Raw genomic sequence first — 17228 nt, 5'->3', positions numbered from 1 at the left:
AGGTTCCACTGAGCAGGGGCAGGGCGACGTGGAAGGTGGACCCCTGGCCCACCTGGCTCTCCACCCAGATTCGACCGCCGTGGCGCTCGACGATGTCGCGGCTGATGTACAGGCCCAGGCCCAACCCCCCATACGAGCGGGAGGAGACGTTGCGGGCTCGGAAGTAGCGCTCGAAGAGCAGCCTCTGCTGGTCCTCGGGGATGCCGATGCCCGGGTCCTTCACCGACAGCAGCGCCAGCTCTCCATGCGTCTCCAACGTCACCTGGATGACGCCGCCGTCGGGGCTGTACTTGAAGGCGTTCTCCACGAGGTTGGAGATGACCTGCTCCAACCGGTACGGGTCCGCGAACACCTGCACGGCGTTCTCGGGCCGCTGGTAGCGCAGCTCGTGGCCACCGCGCTGCGCGTCCATGGACTGGAGGACATGCTCCACCAGGCTGTCCATGCGCGTGGCCTGCGGGTGCAGCGCGAGCCTTCCGGCCTCGATGCGCGAGGCATCCAGCAAGTCATTGATGAGCCCTGTCATCCGCAGGAGGTGCTGGCGCGCATGGCGCAGGAGGGTGGGGTCCACGCTCTCTCCCCGCTCCAGCCTCCGCTCCAGGGTGGCCAGCCGGAGGCTCAGCGGGGTGAGGGGTGTCTTCAACTCGTGCGAGGCGATGGACAGGAAGTCGTCGCGCACGCGGATGGCTTGCTGGGCCTCGTGATACAGCCGCTCGCGCTCTTCCTCGGCGAGCTTGCGTTGGGTGATGTCCTCCACCAGCACGCCCACGCCCAGCGTCCGCCCATCGGGTGCGCGCACCGGATAGCAACTGCCCGCCAGCAGCCGCCGTGGGCCGGGAACGCCCATCACCTTCGTGTCCACTTCCTCCTCCACCACGGGCTCGCCCGTTTCGAGCACCCGTCGCAGCATCTCCTCGACAGCGGGCCCGCCCGGGCCGAGCACCTGATGGGGGTCCTTTCCCAGGTGTTCCTCGGCGGGCCTGCCGTTGATGCGCGCAAGCCGCTCGTTGACGCGCACGTAGCGCAGCCGCGCGTCCACGAAGCCCAGGCCCACGGGGGCGCTGTCGAAGAGCATGGTGAGCAGCGCCAGGCTCTCGTCGCGCTCCCGCTCCGCGAACCGCCGCTGGGAGACGTCCTCGACGATGCCCACCCCGCCCTCGACGGCGCCCGCGTCGTTGTAGCAAGGCGCGAAGCGCACGTGGACGGGCGTCACCTTGTGGCCGGTGACGGAGACGTAGTCGCCCTCGTAGTCCGCGCTCCGGCCCGCGAGCGTCTCGCGCACGCAGCGCATCATCCCCTCGTCGCGCAGCGACAGGAGGTTCAGTCCCACGATGATGCGCTTGGTGGCGCCGAGGATGGTGACGAAGCGCTCGTTGCAGGCGGTGATGACGGGTGAGGTGTCGTAGTGGAAGATGCCCAATGGCGCGTTCTCCACCACCAGCCGGTAGAGGTCTTCCCCCCGGGCCCGTGTTTCGACGAGCCTCGCCGCCCCTGCGTGGCGAGGGTGCTCCAGCGGCTCACGCAAGGTGTCGATGACCTCGTGCAGGCGTCGGAGGCTGAGGACGATGCGCTCGTCGTCACCCTGGCCCGACGTGCCCACGGTGAGCTCCACCAGGATTTCCACGCCGTCGCGACGGCTTGCGAAGACCCGGGTGGGGCGACCTTCCAGGGCGTCCCCGCGCGACAGCAGGTAGCGCACCAGGCTCTGGCCTTCATGGCGCCGCATGCGCTCCGGGAAGAGTTGGGAGACGGGCTGCCCCTGGAGGTCCTCGCGCTTCCAGGCGAACAGCCGCTCGGCCGCGCGGTTGAGGAAGCACACCCGCTCACTCGCGTCGCAGGCGACCAGCGGGTCGACGGCGGCATCCAGCCAGGCGCTGAGCTCGGCGTTGGCTCCGGCCATGTTCTCCCCTGGGCTCCGCGTCGGCCGGCCCTGAGCGACCGCTGGCGCCCACGACGTGACTCGCGAGGGATTTCCGTCCCCCTGGCCTAGAGGTAGCCATCGGCGGCAGCGGGCGCGTCGGCCCGCGTTCCCGGACGTCGCGAAGCCGGCACGTTCGTGTGCCGGGCGGCCGGCCGCGCGAAGGCGCCTAGCGTCGGCGGCCGCCGGCTCCGGGCTTGCCCGCCTTCTTGCGCGCCGGAGCCTGCTTGCTCCGGGCCTTCGGGGCCTTCTTCTTCGCGCTCTTCGGCGACGAGGGCAGCGGCGCGGGACGCGTGGGTGAGAGCACCTCGAGCCGCTCCCTCAGCGCGCGCGTCACGTCCTTCAGCGCGTCCACCTCCTCGCGCAGCGAGGCCAGCTCCCGTGCCTGGGGCTCACCCTCGCGCAGCGAGCGCACCGTCTCCCGGGCGGCGCGCCGGGCGCGGGCATCACTCAGGGGCGTGCTCTCCAGGGCGGAGACGATGCGCCGGTCTCCGAGCGTCCGCGCGGCCTCGAAGACGCCCATCTGCACGCGGAACATCGAATCCCGGAGCAGCTCCGTGAGCAGGTCCACGGCCTCGCGCTGTCGGCCAGCGACTTCCGCCAGCTTCGCCACGGCCTGGGTGGCGGCGCGGCGCAGGAAGGCGGGCTGGCCGTACGCGGTGCGCGCCTCCACCAGCGGGAAGGCGGCGGGGTCCTGCGACTCGGCGAGCCCGTCCATGGCGCCCACGGCGATGACGTCCTGGAAGGACGCGCGCGTGGCGGCCGTCTCCAGCACCGTCAGCGCGTCCGCGGCTCGCAGCTTGCCGTAGCTGCGCGCGGCCTCTGCCTCCACGAAGTAGCTGGTGTCTCCAGATTGCAGGAGGGCGCGAAGGAGCGCGATGACCTCCGCGTCGCGGCGGAACTCGCCCAGCGCGGCGACCACGGCGCGGCGCACGCGGGGGTGCTCGGCGCGCAGGGCCAGGAGCAGGCGCGCGCGGGCCTCGGGTGTGCGGATGCGGCCCAGGGCCCTGGCGCTCGCGGCGCGGGTGCCCCAGAACAGGCGCGTGTCGGTGAGGGCGGTGCCCAGCGCCTCCACGGCGCGGAAGCCTCCGTCCCGGCCCAGGGCGTGCGCGGCCTCGGTGCGAGCGCGCGACTCCGGCGCGGCGCGCAGTTCCTCCAGCCAGAGGCCCCCGGACTTGTCGACCTCCAGCGTGCCGAGCACGTCGCGACGCGGGTCCACGCGCACCTGCGTGGGCGCGGTGGGGCAGGGCAGGTGGAAGAAGTGCTCCGCGTCCGTCACCTCCAGCCGGTGCGAGGTGTCCTGGCCGTCGGTGGTGACGAGGACGTCCAGCGGCAGGCGGAACAGGGGCGTGCCGGCGTCGGTGCGCTGCGTCTGCCGCACCTTGAGGCGCAGGCGGCGGTCCTCCGCCTCGTAGCGCACCTCCACCTTGAGCTCCGGGTGGCCGGGCGCGAAGACGTACTGGTCGAAGAAGGCGTCCAGGTTGTGGCCGGTGGCCTGCTCGAAGGCGCGCGACAGGTCCACCGTCTCCACCGAGCCATGGCGGTGGCGGGAGACGTAGTGGCGCAGGCCCTGGAAGAACAGGGCATCACCCAGGCGGCGGCGCAGCTCGTGGAGGACCAGGCCGCCTTTCTCATAAAGGTGCCGGTCGAAGACATCGAGAGGCGCGTGGAAGCGGCGCGAGACGATGGGGCGCGCGTAGCGCTCCTTCACCTCGCCCAGGTACGCGTCCAGGTCCGCGAGGCGGTGCTGGTCGGCCTCGTCCTGTCCGTCGGCGCGCTCCTTCCACAACACCTCGAACCAGGTGGCGAAGCCCTCGTTGAGCCAGCCGTGGGGCCAGTCGCGGCAGGTGAGCAGGTCGCCGAACCACTGGTGCGCCAGCTCGTGGGAGATGAGGGGCTCCGCGTTGTAGTCGGCGTGGGCGCGCGCGTCGTGGAGGACGGAGTCGGTGAGGCTGGTGGCGGTGGTGTTCTCCATGCCGCCGAAGATGAATTCGGTGAGGAACACCTGCGCGTAGCCGCTCCAGGGGTAGGGCTCGCCGGTGGCCTCCTGGAACACGCGAATCATCTCCGGAGTGCGGCGCACGCAGCGCAGCGCGTCCTCGCGCCGGCCGCGCGGGAAGAGGTAGCGCAGCGGCACGGTGCCCGACGTGTCGGTGAGCTCCTCGAAGTCGCCCACTGCGAGCGTGACGAGGTAGGGCGCGTGCGGCTGCTCCATCCGGTAGTGCTGCGTGCGGCGGCCGTCCTGGACGCTGTCACTCACGAGCACGCCGTTGGACAGCGCGGTGAGGCCCTCGGGGAAGGTGGCGATGAGCTCCGAGGTGGCCTTCTGCGCGGGCGTGTCCAGACAGGGGAACCAGCAGCGCGCGTCGGTGTCCTGGTTCTGAGTCCACGCCTGACGGGGCCGGTCCGGATAGGCGGCCTCGGGTCCCCAGAAGTACAGGCCCCGGCGCGGACGGGCGGCGTAGTGGACGGCGACCTCCGCGGCGTGACCGGGCTCCAGGGGCGAGGGCAGGTCCACGCGGACATGTGTCCCGGAGTTGGAGAAGCGGGCGGGGCGCCCGTCGACGAGGACGCGCGAGACGTCCAGGTCCACGGCGTCGAAGGTGAGGGTGGACAGCGAGCGGACGGCGGAGACGCGGGTGGTGCAGACGCCCGTGACGCGGCCTTGCTCGAAGTCGAGCTCCAACTCGATGCGGACGTGCTCGGCGCGGACGGGCCGCTCCGCGGCGTAGTGCTCGGTGGCGCCAGGCAGGCCAAAGGCGCGGGACTGAGGGAGGGCGGGCTCGGAGGAGTGACGGTGGCAGCAGCGCATAAGCAGGGAGGACTCTTTCCCAAGCGCGAGCCACCGTCGAGACGATGTTTCGTCGCACTGTCTCTCCCTGCACCCTCGCGCGGGGGCACCGGACGTATCATCTGCCGGGTGGGGGCGCTTCGGACTACGTTGTCCACCGTGCAGTTCGTCCTCTTCTTCTCCGACAAGCAGGTGCGCGAGCAGCTCTTCGCCCATGTGGATGGGACGCGAGGGTTGTTGCTCGTGACCGGGGTGCGTCATGGGCCGGCCATGCGCTCGCCAGAGGCGCGCGAGCCCTTCGCCACCCTGGAGTTCCTCCATGGCCGCGTGCTGACGCAGGTGCTGGTGGCGGACGAGGGCACCGCGGACGGCATGTGGAGGGACCCGCTGGGGGATTTGGGCGACCGGCTCTACCCGGAGAGTCGGGACGACGCGTACGCAGTCACCAGCGGCTACCTCCTGCTGGAGGACGGACGGCCGCGCAAGGTGGTGCGCAAGCACGGCCTGCCCGCCAGCGACCTGTGGTTCCTGGAGGACGCGCTCAGCCAGCTCACCTCCCGCGTCCCCGCGCCGGACCCGGCGCGGAAGCCCGGCACGAAGCGGCCGGAGCGCGCGCCCAGGTCCCCTCGTCGCCCGGCGAGCACCGGCGCCTCGGAGGCGTCAGGGCCCCCGCCGGACGAGGAGGGCTGGCGCCGCCGCGCGGGTGGCGAGGGCTCGCGCGTTCCAGGAGGGAGCCGGCGCGTCAGACCCGAGCAGGCCGCCGCCTCGGAGCCGTCGAGGCCCTGGGATGATGCATCGGGCCAGGACACGCGGGAGACTCATGCGGCGGACTCGGAGGCGACTCCGCCGCGAGGCACCCGCGCACCGCTCCGCATGCCCGCGCGGAAGGACGCCTGGGCGGTGCTGGGGCTCGCGCGCGACATGTCGCTGGATGAGGCGCGCAAGGCGTTTCGCGCGCTCATCGCCGGCTACCACCCGGACAAGGTGGCGCACCTGGCGCCCGAGTTCCAGGAGCTGGCGGAGCGCCGCACGCGCGAAATCCTGGAGGCGTGGGAAGAGGTGGAGGACGAGCTCAAGTCGGGGACGTGAGCGGGTGGCTGTCTCAGCCCACGTCGGGCACGGGCGCGCCGGGCAGGGCGAGGATGGCGGGCGCGGACTCCAGCGCGAAGCGCGCGACGATGGGCATGTGGTCCGACAGCCCGTGGAAGCGGCTCTTGAAGTCCCCGAAGGGGCTGGTCTCCTGCGTGTCGAGCCAGCGCACGCCGCCGCCGGAGAACATGTGGTCCAGGTGCATGCGCATGTGCATGAAGCCGGCGGTGGGGAAGCCCCGCGACACGTTCGGGTCAATCTGCCCGACGGCGGCCTGGGCGCAGGTGAAGCGCACGTCGCCCGTGAGGTAGCGGAACACGGGCGTGGCCGGCGGCGAGTTGAAGTCCCCGCAGACGACGAACGGCTCTTGCGCGGAGAGGATGCCCACGAAGTCCGCCAGCTTGCGCGCCTCGTGGAGCTGGTTCACGCCGCAGCCCATCTTGTCCTTGGTGGACCAGAACTCCCGCGCGAAGGGCGTGGGCAGGCTCAGGTGCGTGTTGAAGACGTGGAAGGGGCGGTTGTCCTCGCGCCGCAACAGGCGCATGTGCGCGCAGATGCGGCTCTGCTTGCGGTCCTTCAGTCGCTGGACGTGGTGGTGGGTGATGGCCTGGGGCGCGTCCACGTTGTGCTTGTCCACCTGGAGGGTGCGCTTGTTGACGAGCACCGCGAGTCCCGTGGTGTAGAGCGACACCTCGCCCAGCTTGTAGTGGTGGGCGCGGAAGTAGAACGCCTCGTAGGGCATCTCCCGACCCTGGGCGGTGAAGGTCTCCTCCATGCGCCCCATGAAGGCCATCAACTGCGTCTCGCCGGGCAGCTTGGGCCGGTGGGCGATGGTGCTGCGCAGGGACGTCGTCTCCACTTCCTGGAGACAGACGACGTCGGGCAGCGGGTCCAACGACGCCAGCGCGGCGGCCACGCGGCGCTTGGGACCCACGGTGCTCGCGAGGCCCCGGAGCATGTGGCCGAAATAGCGGACGTTGTACGTGACGATTCGCAACGAGGAGTCGGGCATACGAGGTCCGTGCCCGTCCCGGGCACAGGCAGAAGGTACTCACATCCCGGCCGTCGCGCCCTCTCTTCCTTGTCGGTCGGCCTCCCGTCAAACAGTCGACGCTGGCCCGCGCTCGCCGTGCCGCCGCCGCCGTGCTTTCCTTCCCCCGAGGATGGAGGCGTCTGCCTGCCCGACGGGGTGGCGGGCGTCCCGCGCGCGAAGGGCCGGCACGGGGCATTCCTCAAGGGAGACACAGCGATGTTCAAGGTCGCGAGGAAGTGGGGCTTGCCGCTGATGCTGGTGATGACCGGCTGCGGCAAGTTCGAGCAGGAGCAGTACGACGTGACGTTGGACGAAGCCCAGGCGCAGGCCGTCCCCTATGCGTGCGTCGACAAGACGGACAAGGAGGCCCAGCCGATTCCGGGCACCGGCGGACCCTCGGGGCTCGCCCTCCAGCAGCGATGGATTGTGCGCGCCGAGGAGTATGGCGCCACGAGCCTGGAGGTGCCCGACGTCGCCTTCACCCTGCACCGGGGCGACCAGGCCATCGTCGACAAGGATGACGCCCCGGACGTCCTCGGCGGGACGACCTCCGACAGCGGGCCGTTTCAATACGTCCACCTCCGCAGCGTGCCCGGGGTGGGTGCGGGCACGCCGTCGGTGAGCTACGTGCTGCGCTTCTACATCGCCAACGACTCGCTGGAGGACGACACCATCGAGGGCTTCATCGACGCGCGCGCCACGTCATACGAGGGCGCCGGAACCGACACGGTGGACCTGGAGGAGTGCACCGCCAAGGTCCGCTTCACCGGGCGCCGCGTGAAGTAGGCCCGCGGGCCCTCGCGTCACGGCGCGCGCTTCACCCGCACCACGGTGTCCAGCAGGTGCTCCAGGGCCTGCTGGGGCTCCTGGCTCAGCCCCGAGTGCACCGGCCCCGTCTGGAGGATGGTGCTGCGCGGGGCCACCAGCCAGTGCCAGCGGTCCTTCTGGGGGAGCTGGCCGATGGGGCCCGCGTGTCTGCCACCCTCGCAGACGCGGCGGAAGCTCTCCAGGTGGCAGCGCACCGTGTCCACGTCCACGTCGGGCGCGAGCGCCTTCAAGCGCGCCTCGTCCAGCTCCACGCGGGCGCCGAGGAAGCGCTGCGTGGTGCAGAAGAGGACGACGCCCACGTTGATGAACTCCTCGCGCTCCACGCGGGGGACGACGCGGATGATGGCGTAATCAAACGAGCTGTGCGCGGGCACGTGCCGCCTCCTCGATGAAGGCCGGCAGGGCCTCGATGCGCTTGAGCAACCAGGTGACGTAGCCCGCGCGGTGCGCGTCCACGCTGGGGAAGGGGGACTCGGCGGCTTGCAGCCAGCCCTCCGGGATTCCGGCGACGGTGGCCTCCACCCGCTCGCGCGTGAGGTGGGCCTTCAGCGTGTCCTGGGCCTGGGGCAGGGCGTTCGCCCAGGGCAGGAGCACATGGTCCTTGATGGGCGCGAAGCGGCTCTGGCTGCGCTCCTCCCAGTCCTCCCACGCGTGGTGGAAGTAGAGCGAGGCGCCATGGTCGATGAGCCACAGCTCCCGGTGCCAGCACAGGAGGTTGGGGTTCTTCGGCGTGCGGTCCACGTTGGTGATGAAGGCGTCGAACGCGACGAGGGCGGAGGCCACGGCCGGGTCTGGCGCCGGGCCCGCCACCGGGTCGAAAGTCACCGAGCCCGGCAGGTAGTCCAGCGCCAGGTTCAGCCCCGCGCTCGCCTTGAGCAAGTCCCGAATCTCGCTGTCCGGCTCGTTGCGGCCCAGCGCCGGGTCCAGCTCCACCAGCACCATCTCCGGCACCCGCAGGCCCGCCGCCTTCGCCAGCTCCGCGGCGATGAACTCCGCGATGAGCGCCTTGGCGCCCTGTCCGGCACCCCGGAACTTCACGACGTACAGCCCCGCGTCGTCCGCCTCGACGATGGCGGGCAGCGAGCCCCCCTCGCGCAGGGGCGTCACATAACGCGTGGCGACGATGGTCCTCGGCATCCTCCGCTCCCGTCCTCACTCGGCCCGTCTTCCACCCGGGGCCCGAGGGCCGCGCTCTACCACGCCCCCTCGCCCCACGAGGGCTTCACCGGCAGTGGAAAAAGCAGCCCCGAGGAAACTGCCCCGGATGAGGTGCGACAATGGGTGACAGGCCGTTCGATTCCGATCCCCCACGGAGCCCATCATGACCGTCACCCGCAAGCCCACGTCGCTCCCGTCGCCCGTCACCCGTACCCAGGAGTCCACCCGTCCGGAGGCTCCCGCGACGACCGAGTCCCGCGTGGTGGCCCGGCCCGGCAAGAACGGCACCGACGGCTTCGACTCCGGTAAGACGGCGCGTCCCAGCAACTTCGTGGACCGCCCCACGGGCCAGCGTCCGGACCCGAGCGCCCCGGTGCTGCCGGCCACGGCCTTCGCCTTCGGCCCTGGCAAGGTCTCCATCGCCGGCCGCGACGCGTCCACGCCCGTCACGCTGACGGCCTCCGCCACGCCGAACGCGGCGGTGAAGGACCTCCAGACGGTGACGTCCACGGTCAGCTTCGACCAGGACGTGGCGCTGGACTCGCTGAAGCTGAACCTGGACCTGCCGCACACCTACCGGGGCGACCTGGTGGTGAAGCTGACCAGCCCGTCCGGCAAGACGGCGACGGTGTCGGACCGCCAGGGTGGCAACGCGGACGACGTGAAGGGCACGTTCGACCTGAGCACCGCCTTCAAGGGCGAGTCGGCCAAGGGCACCTGGACGCTGTCCGTGGAGGACAAGGCGCGCGCGGACACGGGCACGCTGAAGAGCTGGGGCCTGGAGGCCGCTGGCAAGACGGCGGGCCCGGTGGACCCCAAGCCGCCCAAGCCCACGGGTGAGCCGATTGTCGCGGTGTTCGACGGCGGCGTGGACTTCAAGCACGCGGACCTGGACAGCGCCATGTGGACCAACCCGGGCGAGGTCGCCGGCGACGGAATCGACAACGACGGCAACGGCGTGAAGGACGACATCCACGGCTTCAACGTCGGCTTCAACAGCGGCGACGTGATGAAGGGCCAGGGGACGGACCACGGCACGCACGTGGCCGGCATCATCGCCGCCGAGGACAATGGCCAGGGCAACACGGGCATCGCCGCGGGCAAGGCGAAGGTGATGAGCATCGGCGGCCTGTATGACGGGGCGGACCTGCTCACCAACTTCGAGCGCGGCGTGGACTACGTGGTCAACATGAAGCAGAACCACGGCGCCAACATCCGCGCCCTCAACGCCAGCTTCGGTGACGAGTACCGCGACGCGGCCTCGCAGGCCCGCTGGACGGCGGCGGTGCAGAAGCTGGCGGACGCGGACATCCTGCTCGTCGCGGCCACGGCCAACGGCAATGGCAGCAACATGAACAACGTGGCGGACATGCCCGCCAACCTGAACCTGCCCAACGTCCTCACCGTGGCGTCCATGGACCGGAACAACGACAAGCTGGCGCGCTTCTCCTCGCACGGCGACAAGGTGGTGGAGCTGGCCGCCGTGGGCGAGGACGTGCTGAGCACCGTGCCCGGCGGCGACTGGGAGAAGATGAGCGGCACCTCCATGGCCACCCCGACGGTGGCGGCCGCCGCGGCCCTGATGTTCGCCGCGAACCCCGACCTGACGGCCGCCCAGGTGCGTGATTTGCTGGTGAAGACGGTGGAGGTCGACCCGGACCTCAAGGGCAAGGTGAGCACCAGCGGCAAGCTGGACATCGCCGCCGCCGTGAAGGCCGCCAAGGAGTTCGTCGCCACGCCGCCCACGACGGTCGCCGAGCGCTGAGTCCCCGCGCGACTCGCTCGAGAGGGTGAGTCCCAGGTCCCCGGTCGCCGCCAGCTTCGCGGCCCGGGGACTTTTTTTGGGCTCGATTTGATTGCGCGCAATTTAATTGAGCCCTAATCATAGGCCATGGCGTAGGACGCGGTGCCCGTCGGAGACGGGGTGGCCCTGTTGTTGGGGGTTGAACGGAGCAGGCCGGAGGTTGTGGTGAAGGGGCTCCCGCCGTCGTGTGTCGCCGCTATCTGAGTCCACCGTTTCGCTTTTACGAACCCGAGCTGGAATTCCAGGAGAGAGAACCATGGCCCCCGTCACGATTTCGCCGCTGTACACCGCCCACGCCACCGCTCACGGAGGCCGCAACGGGAAGGTCCAGTCGTCGGACAAGGTCATCGACCTGCCGCTGGCGATGCCCAAGGAGCTGGGCGGGGCGGGTGGCGCGGTCACCAACCCCGAGCAGCTCTTCGCGGCGGGCTACTCCGCCTGCTTCGAGAGCGCGCTGCGGCTGGTGGCGGGCAAGGGGGGCAAGAAGCTGGGGCCCGAGGTGGGCATCACCGCGAACGTCACCATCGGCAAGACGCCGGACGGCGGCTTCGGGCTGGCGGTGGAGCTGCAGGGCATCCTCCCGGGCATTCCCCGCGACGAGGCGGAGAAGCTGATGCACGCGGCCCACGAGGTGTGCCCGTACTCGCGCGCCACGCGTGGCAACATCGACGTGAAGCTCTCCGTCGCGGAGTAGTGGAAGGCCCCGTGTCGCCGCGGCGCGTGGGTGCGCCGTGTCGCGGCGGTACGTGGGGACACCGTGGCTGCACGTGAGTGCACCGTGGCACGGCGGCGCGTGAGTGCACCGTGTCGCGGCGGGTACGTGGGCACACCATGTCGCGCACGTGAGTGCTCCGTGTCGAGGTGGTGAGTGAATCCATCCTGTCGCGGCGATGCGTGAGCGCTCCGTGTCGAGGCGCGCGGGTGATCCATCGTGGCGCGGGGATGCTCCATTCCGGTGCGTGAGTGCTCCATCCTGGCGCGGGGCCTGAGCGCGTCCGTGTCGTGGCGGACACGATGTGCACCGTGGGACTCGCGGGGTTTCCCCTAGTGCTGGCCAGGCGCTCGCGTGCTGGTGACACGCGCGTGCGTCGCGCCCCGACGCGCCCCCTCCGAGCGGGCCTCGCGGCGTGCCCCGCGGAGGCCCTCTGGCATGCCCCTTGAAGTCGGGTGGGGTCGAAGGGGGGAAGTCAGCATGCGTGAGCGTCAGCTCATTCCGATGGAAGTAGCGGGTGTGGCGGTCTCGGGAGCAGCGCGGATGTTGCTGGAGGAGCCCGACATCGAGGAGTTCTTCGGGTGGTTGCGGCCGGAGGCGGGAGGAAATCCTCCCGGCCGGTGGAGCGCGGCGGAGGGCACCCGGCTGTTCGCGGTGGCGGAGCGGGGCTCGGGCATCATCGGGCTCGCGGCGCTCACGAACATCCGTCGCGAGGAGCGCTACGCACGGGTGAGCTGCGCCATCGCGCCGGAGTATCGCCGGGAGGGCGTGGGGCACTGGACGATGACGGAGCTCATCCGTCAGGGCGTGCGACTGGACGGACTGCGCCACCTGGAGACCTGCGTGCGCGGGGGGAGGGGGACATCGCTCCAGCTCATGGAGTCCCTGGGCTTCCGCGCGCTGGAGGTGCCGGGCTTTCCGCCCATGGACGCACGGCCCGGTGGCTACGTGTACCTGCGTCTGGATTTGCCCGTCGAGTCCCGGGAGCATCTCCTGCTGGTGCCCACGCGCAATCTTTGCGCGTGAAGACAGATGGGCGATGAAGGTTGGCGTCGGGCTGGGGGACTTAGAACTGGAACCGGAACGACGACCCGAGCATCGGCAGGTATCTCCAGCCGGAGCCGATTCTCCAGGACCCAGGCTACAGCCGAGAGATGGCCGAGAAGGGGTATGGCGTGCCCGCGTACGCGTACGCGGCAAACAACCCTCTGTACTGGTCCGACCCGACCGGCCTCGCGTTTGATGAGACTTGCTGGGCGGCATGCATCGACGAGGTCAATCCCCTGGAGAACAATCCCCTGATGTGTGGGGACTCAGATTCGTCGATGGGGAATGATGGCTCCGACTTCCCATGGGGCTCGGCAATCTCGCTCGCGGCGGGACCGTACTGGAAGCCGTTTGGTTATCAGGCCGGCGCTTCGCACTTCACCTCTCCCTGGCGGCTCATGAACATCGCGTCACGAAGTGTTTCCGGGCGTCCCGTGTTCCCGGGTCCCGCGACGAAGCTGATGGGGCGTGCCAGTGTCATGTGGATTGTCGCCGCGGGCATTACGTCATGGGGCGTCATTGGCGCCTGTGCCGCTGAATGCTCGGGACGATAGGGAGCCTCATGGCAAGCACCGCTCATGTGGATGTCGTCGCCCGCCGCAGGATTGCTGGTCTGCTTCGGGGGTTCATCGAGGGACAGCTCTCCAACATGGAGCTGGATAGGGACTACCCGGGGCAATCCCTGGACCCAGCCGTGCATGAGGTCTATCGGCGCACCTTCCGGTTCCAGGACGACTTCCGCGAGTATCGGACCACGGGGCAGTTCGCACTCCCTGACGAGCAGAGGGACCTTCTGGGTCGCTGCGCTCTCTTCATGGAAACCGAACTGCCCTACGAGTGGCCGTTGCCCCTTCAGTCCGTGGCCTCGTGGTTCTCTTCGCTCTTTCGGCGGAGTCCACGTGGGACCGTCAGGCACTCGCGTGGCGAGCGCTCGGCGTGGCCATTCTTCCGGCAAGCGGACCTTGATGCTGCCGCCAGAGGGGTACCTCCAGCGGCGCGGGGAGGTGATTGATGCCGACCGATGGATTGCTCTCAACGGTCGGCACCAAAGGCGGTCAGGCCGTACGAGCTAGAACCGCTTCACCTCGGTGAGCACCTGTCTCGAATACCGTGTCACCGCGCCGAATCGAGCCATCGATTCGGCGCGCAGGTGCTTCGCCGCGTCGCTCGCAGTGTAGCGCTGGAAGTCCGCTTCACTGGCCAGTTCGAAGTGACACACGTACCGGGCCCACCCGTCCTTCGCGGGCTCGGTGTCGCGCCACTTGCGGCAGCCGAGGAACCCGGGCTCCCGCAGCACCTCGGGGACATGCGTCCCCTCGTGCCACGGGTTCCACGCGTCCTCGGCGCCGGGCTCCACTTCGATGACCACCGTGTAGAGCGCGAGCACTGTCACGGCTGCCACGCGCCCCAGTCCACCAGCTTCCGGCCACCCATCGACTCACGCTTGCCCTTCGGCGCCACTCGGTAGAGGAAGTCGGAGAGCGGCGAGAAGCGCGCCTCGTGCGCCAGCCCGCTCAGCGTCTTGTCCCACGGGTCCGCGGCGAACATCCGTGAGCCCACCTGCTTCAACCCTTCCGCGCCCTCCGCCGAGTCGAGCTGGAGCACCGCCAGCTTCTTCGTCCCCACCGTCAGCGTCTCGCGCACCGGCGGCGCCGCGTTGTGAATCGCGGGCGGCCACTGCTTCGGGTCCAACGCATCCCAGAGGAAGGACAACAGCGCCTCCTCCAGTGGCACCGCGCCCGCCTGCGCGAAGTCCTTGCACGGCTCGCCACCACTGCCCGCCGGCGCCAGGCCTTCCGAGCGCAACACGAAGCCGCGCTCGGCGCCCAGGCACGTGCGCAGCACCGACTTCGTGCCCTCCGACTCCGCCTCGAAGTCGAACCACGTCCCCGGCCCCAGCGGCGACTCGCGCTCCGGCACCTTGCCCGCATCCCCCGTGCCCTGCTTCACCTCCACCAGCGTGAGCTGATAGCTGCCCGGCACGCGGAAGCCCGCAAGCGTGGTGCTCGCGTCCAGCAACCCGTTCGTCAGGTACAGCGGCCCCGCGTCCACCGCGTACAGCCGATTCTCCAGCGGACCGTCCACCGGGCGATTGTCACGCAGGTAACGTTTCGCCTCCCACGTGCGGCCCGCGGCCGTGGGCTGCTCGGCGCTCTGCGTGCCCTCGCGCTCCGCTTCCAACGTCCGCGTGGTGTCCGTGCGCATCGGAAACGTCAGCACGCGCGAGAGCTTCGGCTGCTCCAAGGGCTTGCCCGAGTCGCTGGTGAAGCCGAGCGTCAACCACACCCACGCGCCCTCCACCGCCGCCACTTCCAACGTCAGCTTCCCCGCCGCCGCGGCGCCATTCGCATCCCCCGGCTGGCCTCGAATCCCGGAGAACGCATAGACGACCTTGTCGCCCACGCGGGCCCGCTGCCAGGGGGAGTTTCCCTTCTGGGGCGCGGGTGACTCCGGGGTGGCCGCCTCCGTGGGGCCCTCCGCGGCGCCGCCTTGCGTCACGGGCACGCCGTCAGTGGGACTCACGGCGCGCGGCTTCGTGCTCTCACAGCCTGCGCCGAGCGCCAGCGCCGCGCACACCAGCGCGGAACGGGACAGGAAGGTTGCGGTGGGCTTTCGCATTCGGGCGTCACCTCGCGGGGCCTGAGCGCGGCATTGCGCGACCCCTGGGCGGGCTTGATACACCGGAGCGCAGGCTGTCCCCAACTTCCTGGAGTTCCATCACTCATGGCCACGAACCTGCCCATCCGTCGTGTCGTCCTCTACAAGCATGGCGTCGGCTACTTCGAGCGCCGGGGCGGAGTGACGGGCAGCGACACGCTGCACCTGGACTTCAAGGCGCGCGACATGAACGACGTGCTGAAGTCGCTGACGGTGTTGGACTTGTCGGGCGGCTCGGTGTCGGCGGTGAGCTACGACTCCACCAAGCCGCTGGAGCAGTTGCTCTCGGAGGCCACCATCCGGATTCCGGAGGACGGCAGCCTCACGGCGCTGCTCGGTCAAATCAAGGGTGCTCGCGTGCGGGCGCGCGTGGGGGGCGGTCAGGTGGAGGGCGCCATCATCGGCCTGGAGTCGCTCGCGGTGGCGGCCGGGGAGACGAGCGTCGTGCGGCCCTTCCTCACGCTGCTGGTGGGCGGCTCGCTGCGCACGTTCGACGTGCTCGACATCGCGGAGCTGGAGTTCCTCGATGAGGCGGTGCGCAAGGATTTGGAGTTCTACCTGGCCACGGTGTTGTCCTCGTACAAGAAGGACAGCAAGCGCATGTCCATCCTCACCTCCGGCGAGGGCGAGCGGGAGGTCTTCGTCAGCTACGTGCTGGAAGCGCCGGTGTGGAAGACCAGCTACCGCATCCTCCTGGACGAGGGAGAGTCGCCGCTGCTCCAGGGCTGGGCGCTGGTGGACAACACGGGCGACGAGGACTGGGTGGACGTGTCGCTGGCGCTCGTCGCGGGCCTGCCGGTGTCCTTCGTGCACGACCTCTACAACCCCCGCTACATGAAGCGGCCGGTGGTGGAGGTGCAGACGGAGGCCGCCGCCGCGCCGGTGATTCCCGAGGAGAGCTTCGGCGGCTCGATGGACATGATGGAGAGCGAGGCCATGCCGATGATGGCCGCGCCCGCCGCCGCCCCGGGCCGCTCCAAGAAGATGATGCGCAAGGAGGCGAGCTTCGTGGGAGGCCCGGGCGGTGGCGGTGGCCCCCGGCTGCGCGAGGTGCTGGAGCAGAGCAACCCGGTGACGACGCTGACGAAGGAGGTGGGTGACCTCTTCGAGTACGGCGTGGACCGCCCGGTCACGGTGCACCGCAACCAGAGCGCGCTGGTGCCCATCCTCCACAAGCCCTTCGAGGGTCGCCGGGTGCTCCTCTACAACCGCACGACGCGCGAGAAGAACCCCATGGCCTGCATCGAGCTGAAGAACACCACGGGCCTGACGCTGGAGGGCGGGCCGGTGACGGTGTCGGAGGACGAGCGGTACGTGGGCGAGGCGATGCTCGACACCATGAAGCCGCAGGACACGCGCTTCGTGCCGTACGCGGTGGAGCTGGGCTGCGTCGTCTCCGTGGAGGACCGCACGGAGGACGGGCCGGTGTTCCGCGCGGTGGTGAGCCGGGGCACGCTGGTGGTGGAGTACTTCCACGTGCGGCGCACGAAGTACCTGGTGCGCAACAAGGCGCAGCGGCCGCAGGTCCTCTTCGTGGAGCACCCGCGCTCGGGCTGGGAGCTGGAGAAGGACATGCCCGCGCCCGCGGAGACGACGGACGGCTTCTGGCGCTTCAAGCGGGACCTGGCGCCGGGCTCACAGGACGAACTGGTGGTGTCCGAGCGCACGCGCGGCCACCGGCAGTACTCCATCTCCAGCGCGGGGCCGGACGAGGTGGCCTTCTTCCTGTCGCAGCGCTACGTGGACGCGAAGATGGCGGACGCGCTGCGCGAGGTGATTGCCATCCGCGAGCGCGTGGCGGCGCTGACGCGCGACGAACAGCAGCTCACCGCGGAGCGCGCCCAGCTCTTCAAGGACCAGGAGCGCATCCGCGCCAACATCGAGTCGCTCAAGAGCGGCGTGTCCCAGCGCGAGCTGGCCGAGCGCTTCGTGGCCAAGCTCAACGAGCAGGAGGACCGGCTCGAGGCCATCACTCGCGAGCTGGAGCGACTGGCGAAGGAGCGGCAGGCGGCTCAGGAAGAGCTCAACCGCCGCGTCCAGTCGCTCAGCTCGGAGGCGGCCTTCTAACCCTCTTCAGGAAAGTCCGGTAAGGCGCAGACCCGCGTGAAGGAAGAAGGCGGCGAGAACATCGTGGCGGTGGCCCAGGCGCACGAATGAAGCGCGTGCCTGGGCGCGCAGCTCGGCGACAGA

At 70.1% G+C, this 17228-nt stretch carries 13 protein-coding genes; 6 read left to right on the top strand and 7 right to left on the bottom strand.

The window, feature by feature from the left end; genetic code table 11:
* Together HR086_RS33080 and HR086_RS33075 are read right to left on the bottom strand one after the other, a co-directional pair.
* Nucleotides 1-1900: PAS domain-containing protein (locus tag HR086_RS33080; protein ID WP_174467620.1), on the bottom strand; the 1900-nt coding region annotated here is incomplete at its 3' end.
* A gap of 187 nt (nucleotides 1901-2087) precedes the next feature.
* Nucleotides 2088-4730, bottom strand: coding sequence for a M1 family aminopeptidase (locus tag HR086_RS33075; protein ID WP_174457466.1), 2643 nt, complete (start codon nucleotides 4728-4730; stop codon nucleotides 2088-2090).
* Nucleotides 4731-4868: 138 nt separating this feature from the next.
* On the opposite strand from HR086_RS33075, the gene HR086_RS33070 reads away from it, so the two are divergent.
* The gene (locus HR086_RS33070; RefSeq protein ID WP_174457465.1) at nucleotides 4869-5798 is read left to right on the top strand and encodes a DnaJ domain-containing protein; all 930 of its coding nucleotides are present in this window, start codon (nucleotides 4869-4871) and stop codon (nucleotides 5796-5798) included.
* Between the two features lie 13 nt (nucleotides 5799-5811).
* Here HR086_RS33070 and HR086_RS33065 read toward each other — a convergent pair whose 3' ends face one another.
* Nucleotides 5812-6810 (bottom strand): endonuclease/exonuclease/phosphatase family protein, encoded by a 999-nt coding sequence (locus HR086_RS33065; protein ID WP_141645408.1) that lies wholly within the window; start codon nucleotides 6808-6810, stop codon nucleotides 5812-5814.
* A gap of 237 nt (nucleotides 6811-7047) precedes the next feature.
* Here HR086_RS33065 and HR086_RS33060 point away from each other — a divergent pair, with 237 nt between their 5' ends.
* Entirely contained in the window at nucleotides 7048-7617 is a 570-nt protein-coding gene (locus tag HR086_RS33060; RefSeq protein WP_141645409.1) for a hypothetical protein, read from the top strand.
* A 17-nt stretch (nucleotides 7618-7634) separates the two neighbouring features.
* Here HR086_RS33060 and HR086_RS33055 read toward each other — a convergent pair whose 3' ends face one another.
* Nucleotides 7635-8033, bottom strand: a complete 399-nt coding sequence (locus HR086_RS33055) for a DUF3037 domain-containing protein (protein ID WP_174457464.1) — start codon at nucleotides 8031-8033, stop codon at nucleotides 7635-7637.
* Complete coding sequence (locus HR086_RS33050) at nucleotides 8011-8796, bottom strand: HipA family kinase (RefSeq protein ID WP_174457463.1); 786 nt, start codon at nucleotides 8794-8796, stop codon at nucleotides 8011-8013. Before HR086_RS33050 ends, HR086_RS33055 begins: the two co-directional genes overlap by 23 nt.
* 184 nt (nucleotides 8797-8980) lie before the next feature.
* Here HR086_RS33050 and HR086_RS33045 point away from each other — a divergent pair, with 184 nt between their 5' ends.
* From HR086_RS33045 to HR086_RS33035, 3 genes are all read left to right on the top strand, one after another.
* On the top strand, nucleotides 8981-10582 hold the full coding sequence (locus HR086_RS33045) for a S8 family serine peptidase (RefSeq protein ID WP_141645412.1): 1602 nt from the start codon (nucleotides 8981-8983) through the stop codon (nucleotides 10580-10582).
* Between the two features lie 295 nt (nucleotides 10583-10877).
* Nucleotides 10878-11315, top strand: a complete 438-nt coding sequence (locus HR086_RS33040) for an organic hydroperoxide resistance protein (RefSeq protein WP_174457462.1) — start codon at nucleotides 10878-10880, stop codon at nucleotides 11313-11315.
* A 498-nt stretch (nucleotides 11316-11813) separates the two neighbouring features.
* Nucleotides 11814-12359 (top strand): GNAT family N-acetyltransferase, encoded by a 546-nt coding sequence (locus tag HR086_RS33035; protein WP_174457461.1) that lies wholly within the window; start codon nucleotides 11814-11816, stop codon nucleotides 12357-12359.
* 1090 nt (nucleotides 12360-13449) lie between these two features.
* Here the strand turns inward: HR086_RS33035 and HR086_RS33030 are convergent.
* Together HR086_RS33030 and HR086_RS33025 are read right to left on the bottom strand one after the other, a co-directional pair.
* Nucleotides 13450-13782, bottom strand: coding sequence for a DUF4286 family protein (locus HR086_RS33030; RefSeq protein WP_174457460.1), 333 nt, complete (start codon nucleotides 13780-13782; stop codon nucleotides 13450-13452).
* Nucleotides 13770-14999, bottom strand: coding sequence for a DUF6068 family protein (locus HR086_RS33025; RefSeq protein WP_174467619.1), 1230 nt, complete (start codon nucleotides 14997-14999; stop codon nucleotides 13770-13772). The genes HR086_RS33030 and HR086_RS33025 overlap by 13 nt, the downstream gene beginning before the upstream one ends.
* Before the next feature lie 105 nt (nucleotides 15000-15104).
* Here HR086_RS33025 and HR086_RS33020 point away from each other — a divergent pair, with 105 nt between their 5' ends.
* Nucleotides 15105-17105 carry a hypothetical protein gene (locus tag HR086_RS33020; protein WP_174467618.1) on the top strand — a complete coding sequence of 667 codons (2001 nt, stop codon included), beginning with the start codon at nucleotides 15105-15107 and terminating at the stop codon, nucleotides 17103-17105.
* Nucleotides 17106-17228: the final 123 nt, after the last annotated feature.

The organism is Myxococcus sp. CA039A, from assembly GCF_013336645.1.
Classification (GTDB): Bacteria; Myxococcota; Myxococcia; order Myxococcales; family Myxococcaceae; genus Myxococcus; species Myxococcus llanfairpwllgwyngyllgogerychwyrndrobwllllantysiliogogogochensis.
Note: the sequence above shows the minus strand (reverse complement) of the source record. Positions and strands in the feature narration are given on the sequence as shown.

Bases quoted from the DNA above. Each gene is read 5' to 3' on its own strand.
- HR086_RS33075 (WP_174457466.1), bottom strand. From the start codon at position 4,730: ATGCGCTGCTGCCACCGTCACTCCTCCGAGCCCGCCCTCCCTCAGTCC.
- HR086_RS33065 (WP_141645408.1), bottom strand. From the start codon at position 6,810: ATGCCCGACTCCTCGTTGCGAATCGTCACGTACAACGTCCGCTATTTC.
- HR086_RS33060 (WP_141645409.1), top strand. From the start codon at position 7,048: ATGTTCAAGGTCGCGAGGAAGTGGGGCTTGCCGCTGATGCTGGTGATG.
- HR086_RS33050 (WP_174457463.1), bottom strand. From the start codon at position 8,796: ATGCCGAGGACCATCGTCGCCACGCGTTATGTGACGCCCCTGCGCGAG.
- HR086_RS33045 (WP_141645412.1), top strand. From the start codon at position 8,981: ATGACCGTCACCCGCAAGCCCACGTCGCTCCCGTCGCCCGTCACCCGT.
- HR086_RS33040 (WP_174457462.1), top strand. From the start codon at position 10,878: ATGGCCCCCGTCACGATTTCGCCGCTGTACACCGCCCACGCCACCGCT.
- HR086_RS33035 (WP_174457461.1), top strand. From the start codon at position 11,814: ATGCGTGAGCGTCAGCTCATTCCGATGGAAGTAGCGGGTGTGGCGGTC.
- HR086_RS33025 (WP_174467619.1), bottom strand. From the start codon at position 14,999: ATGCGAAAGCCCACCGCAACCTTCCTGTCCCGTTCCGCGCTGGTGTGC.
- HR086_RS33020 (WP_174467618.1), top strand. From the start codon at position 15,105: ATGGCCACGAACCTGCCCATCCGTCGTGTCGTCCTCTACAAGCATGGC.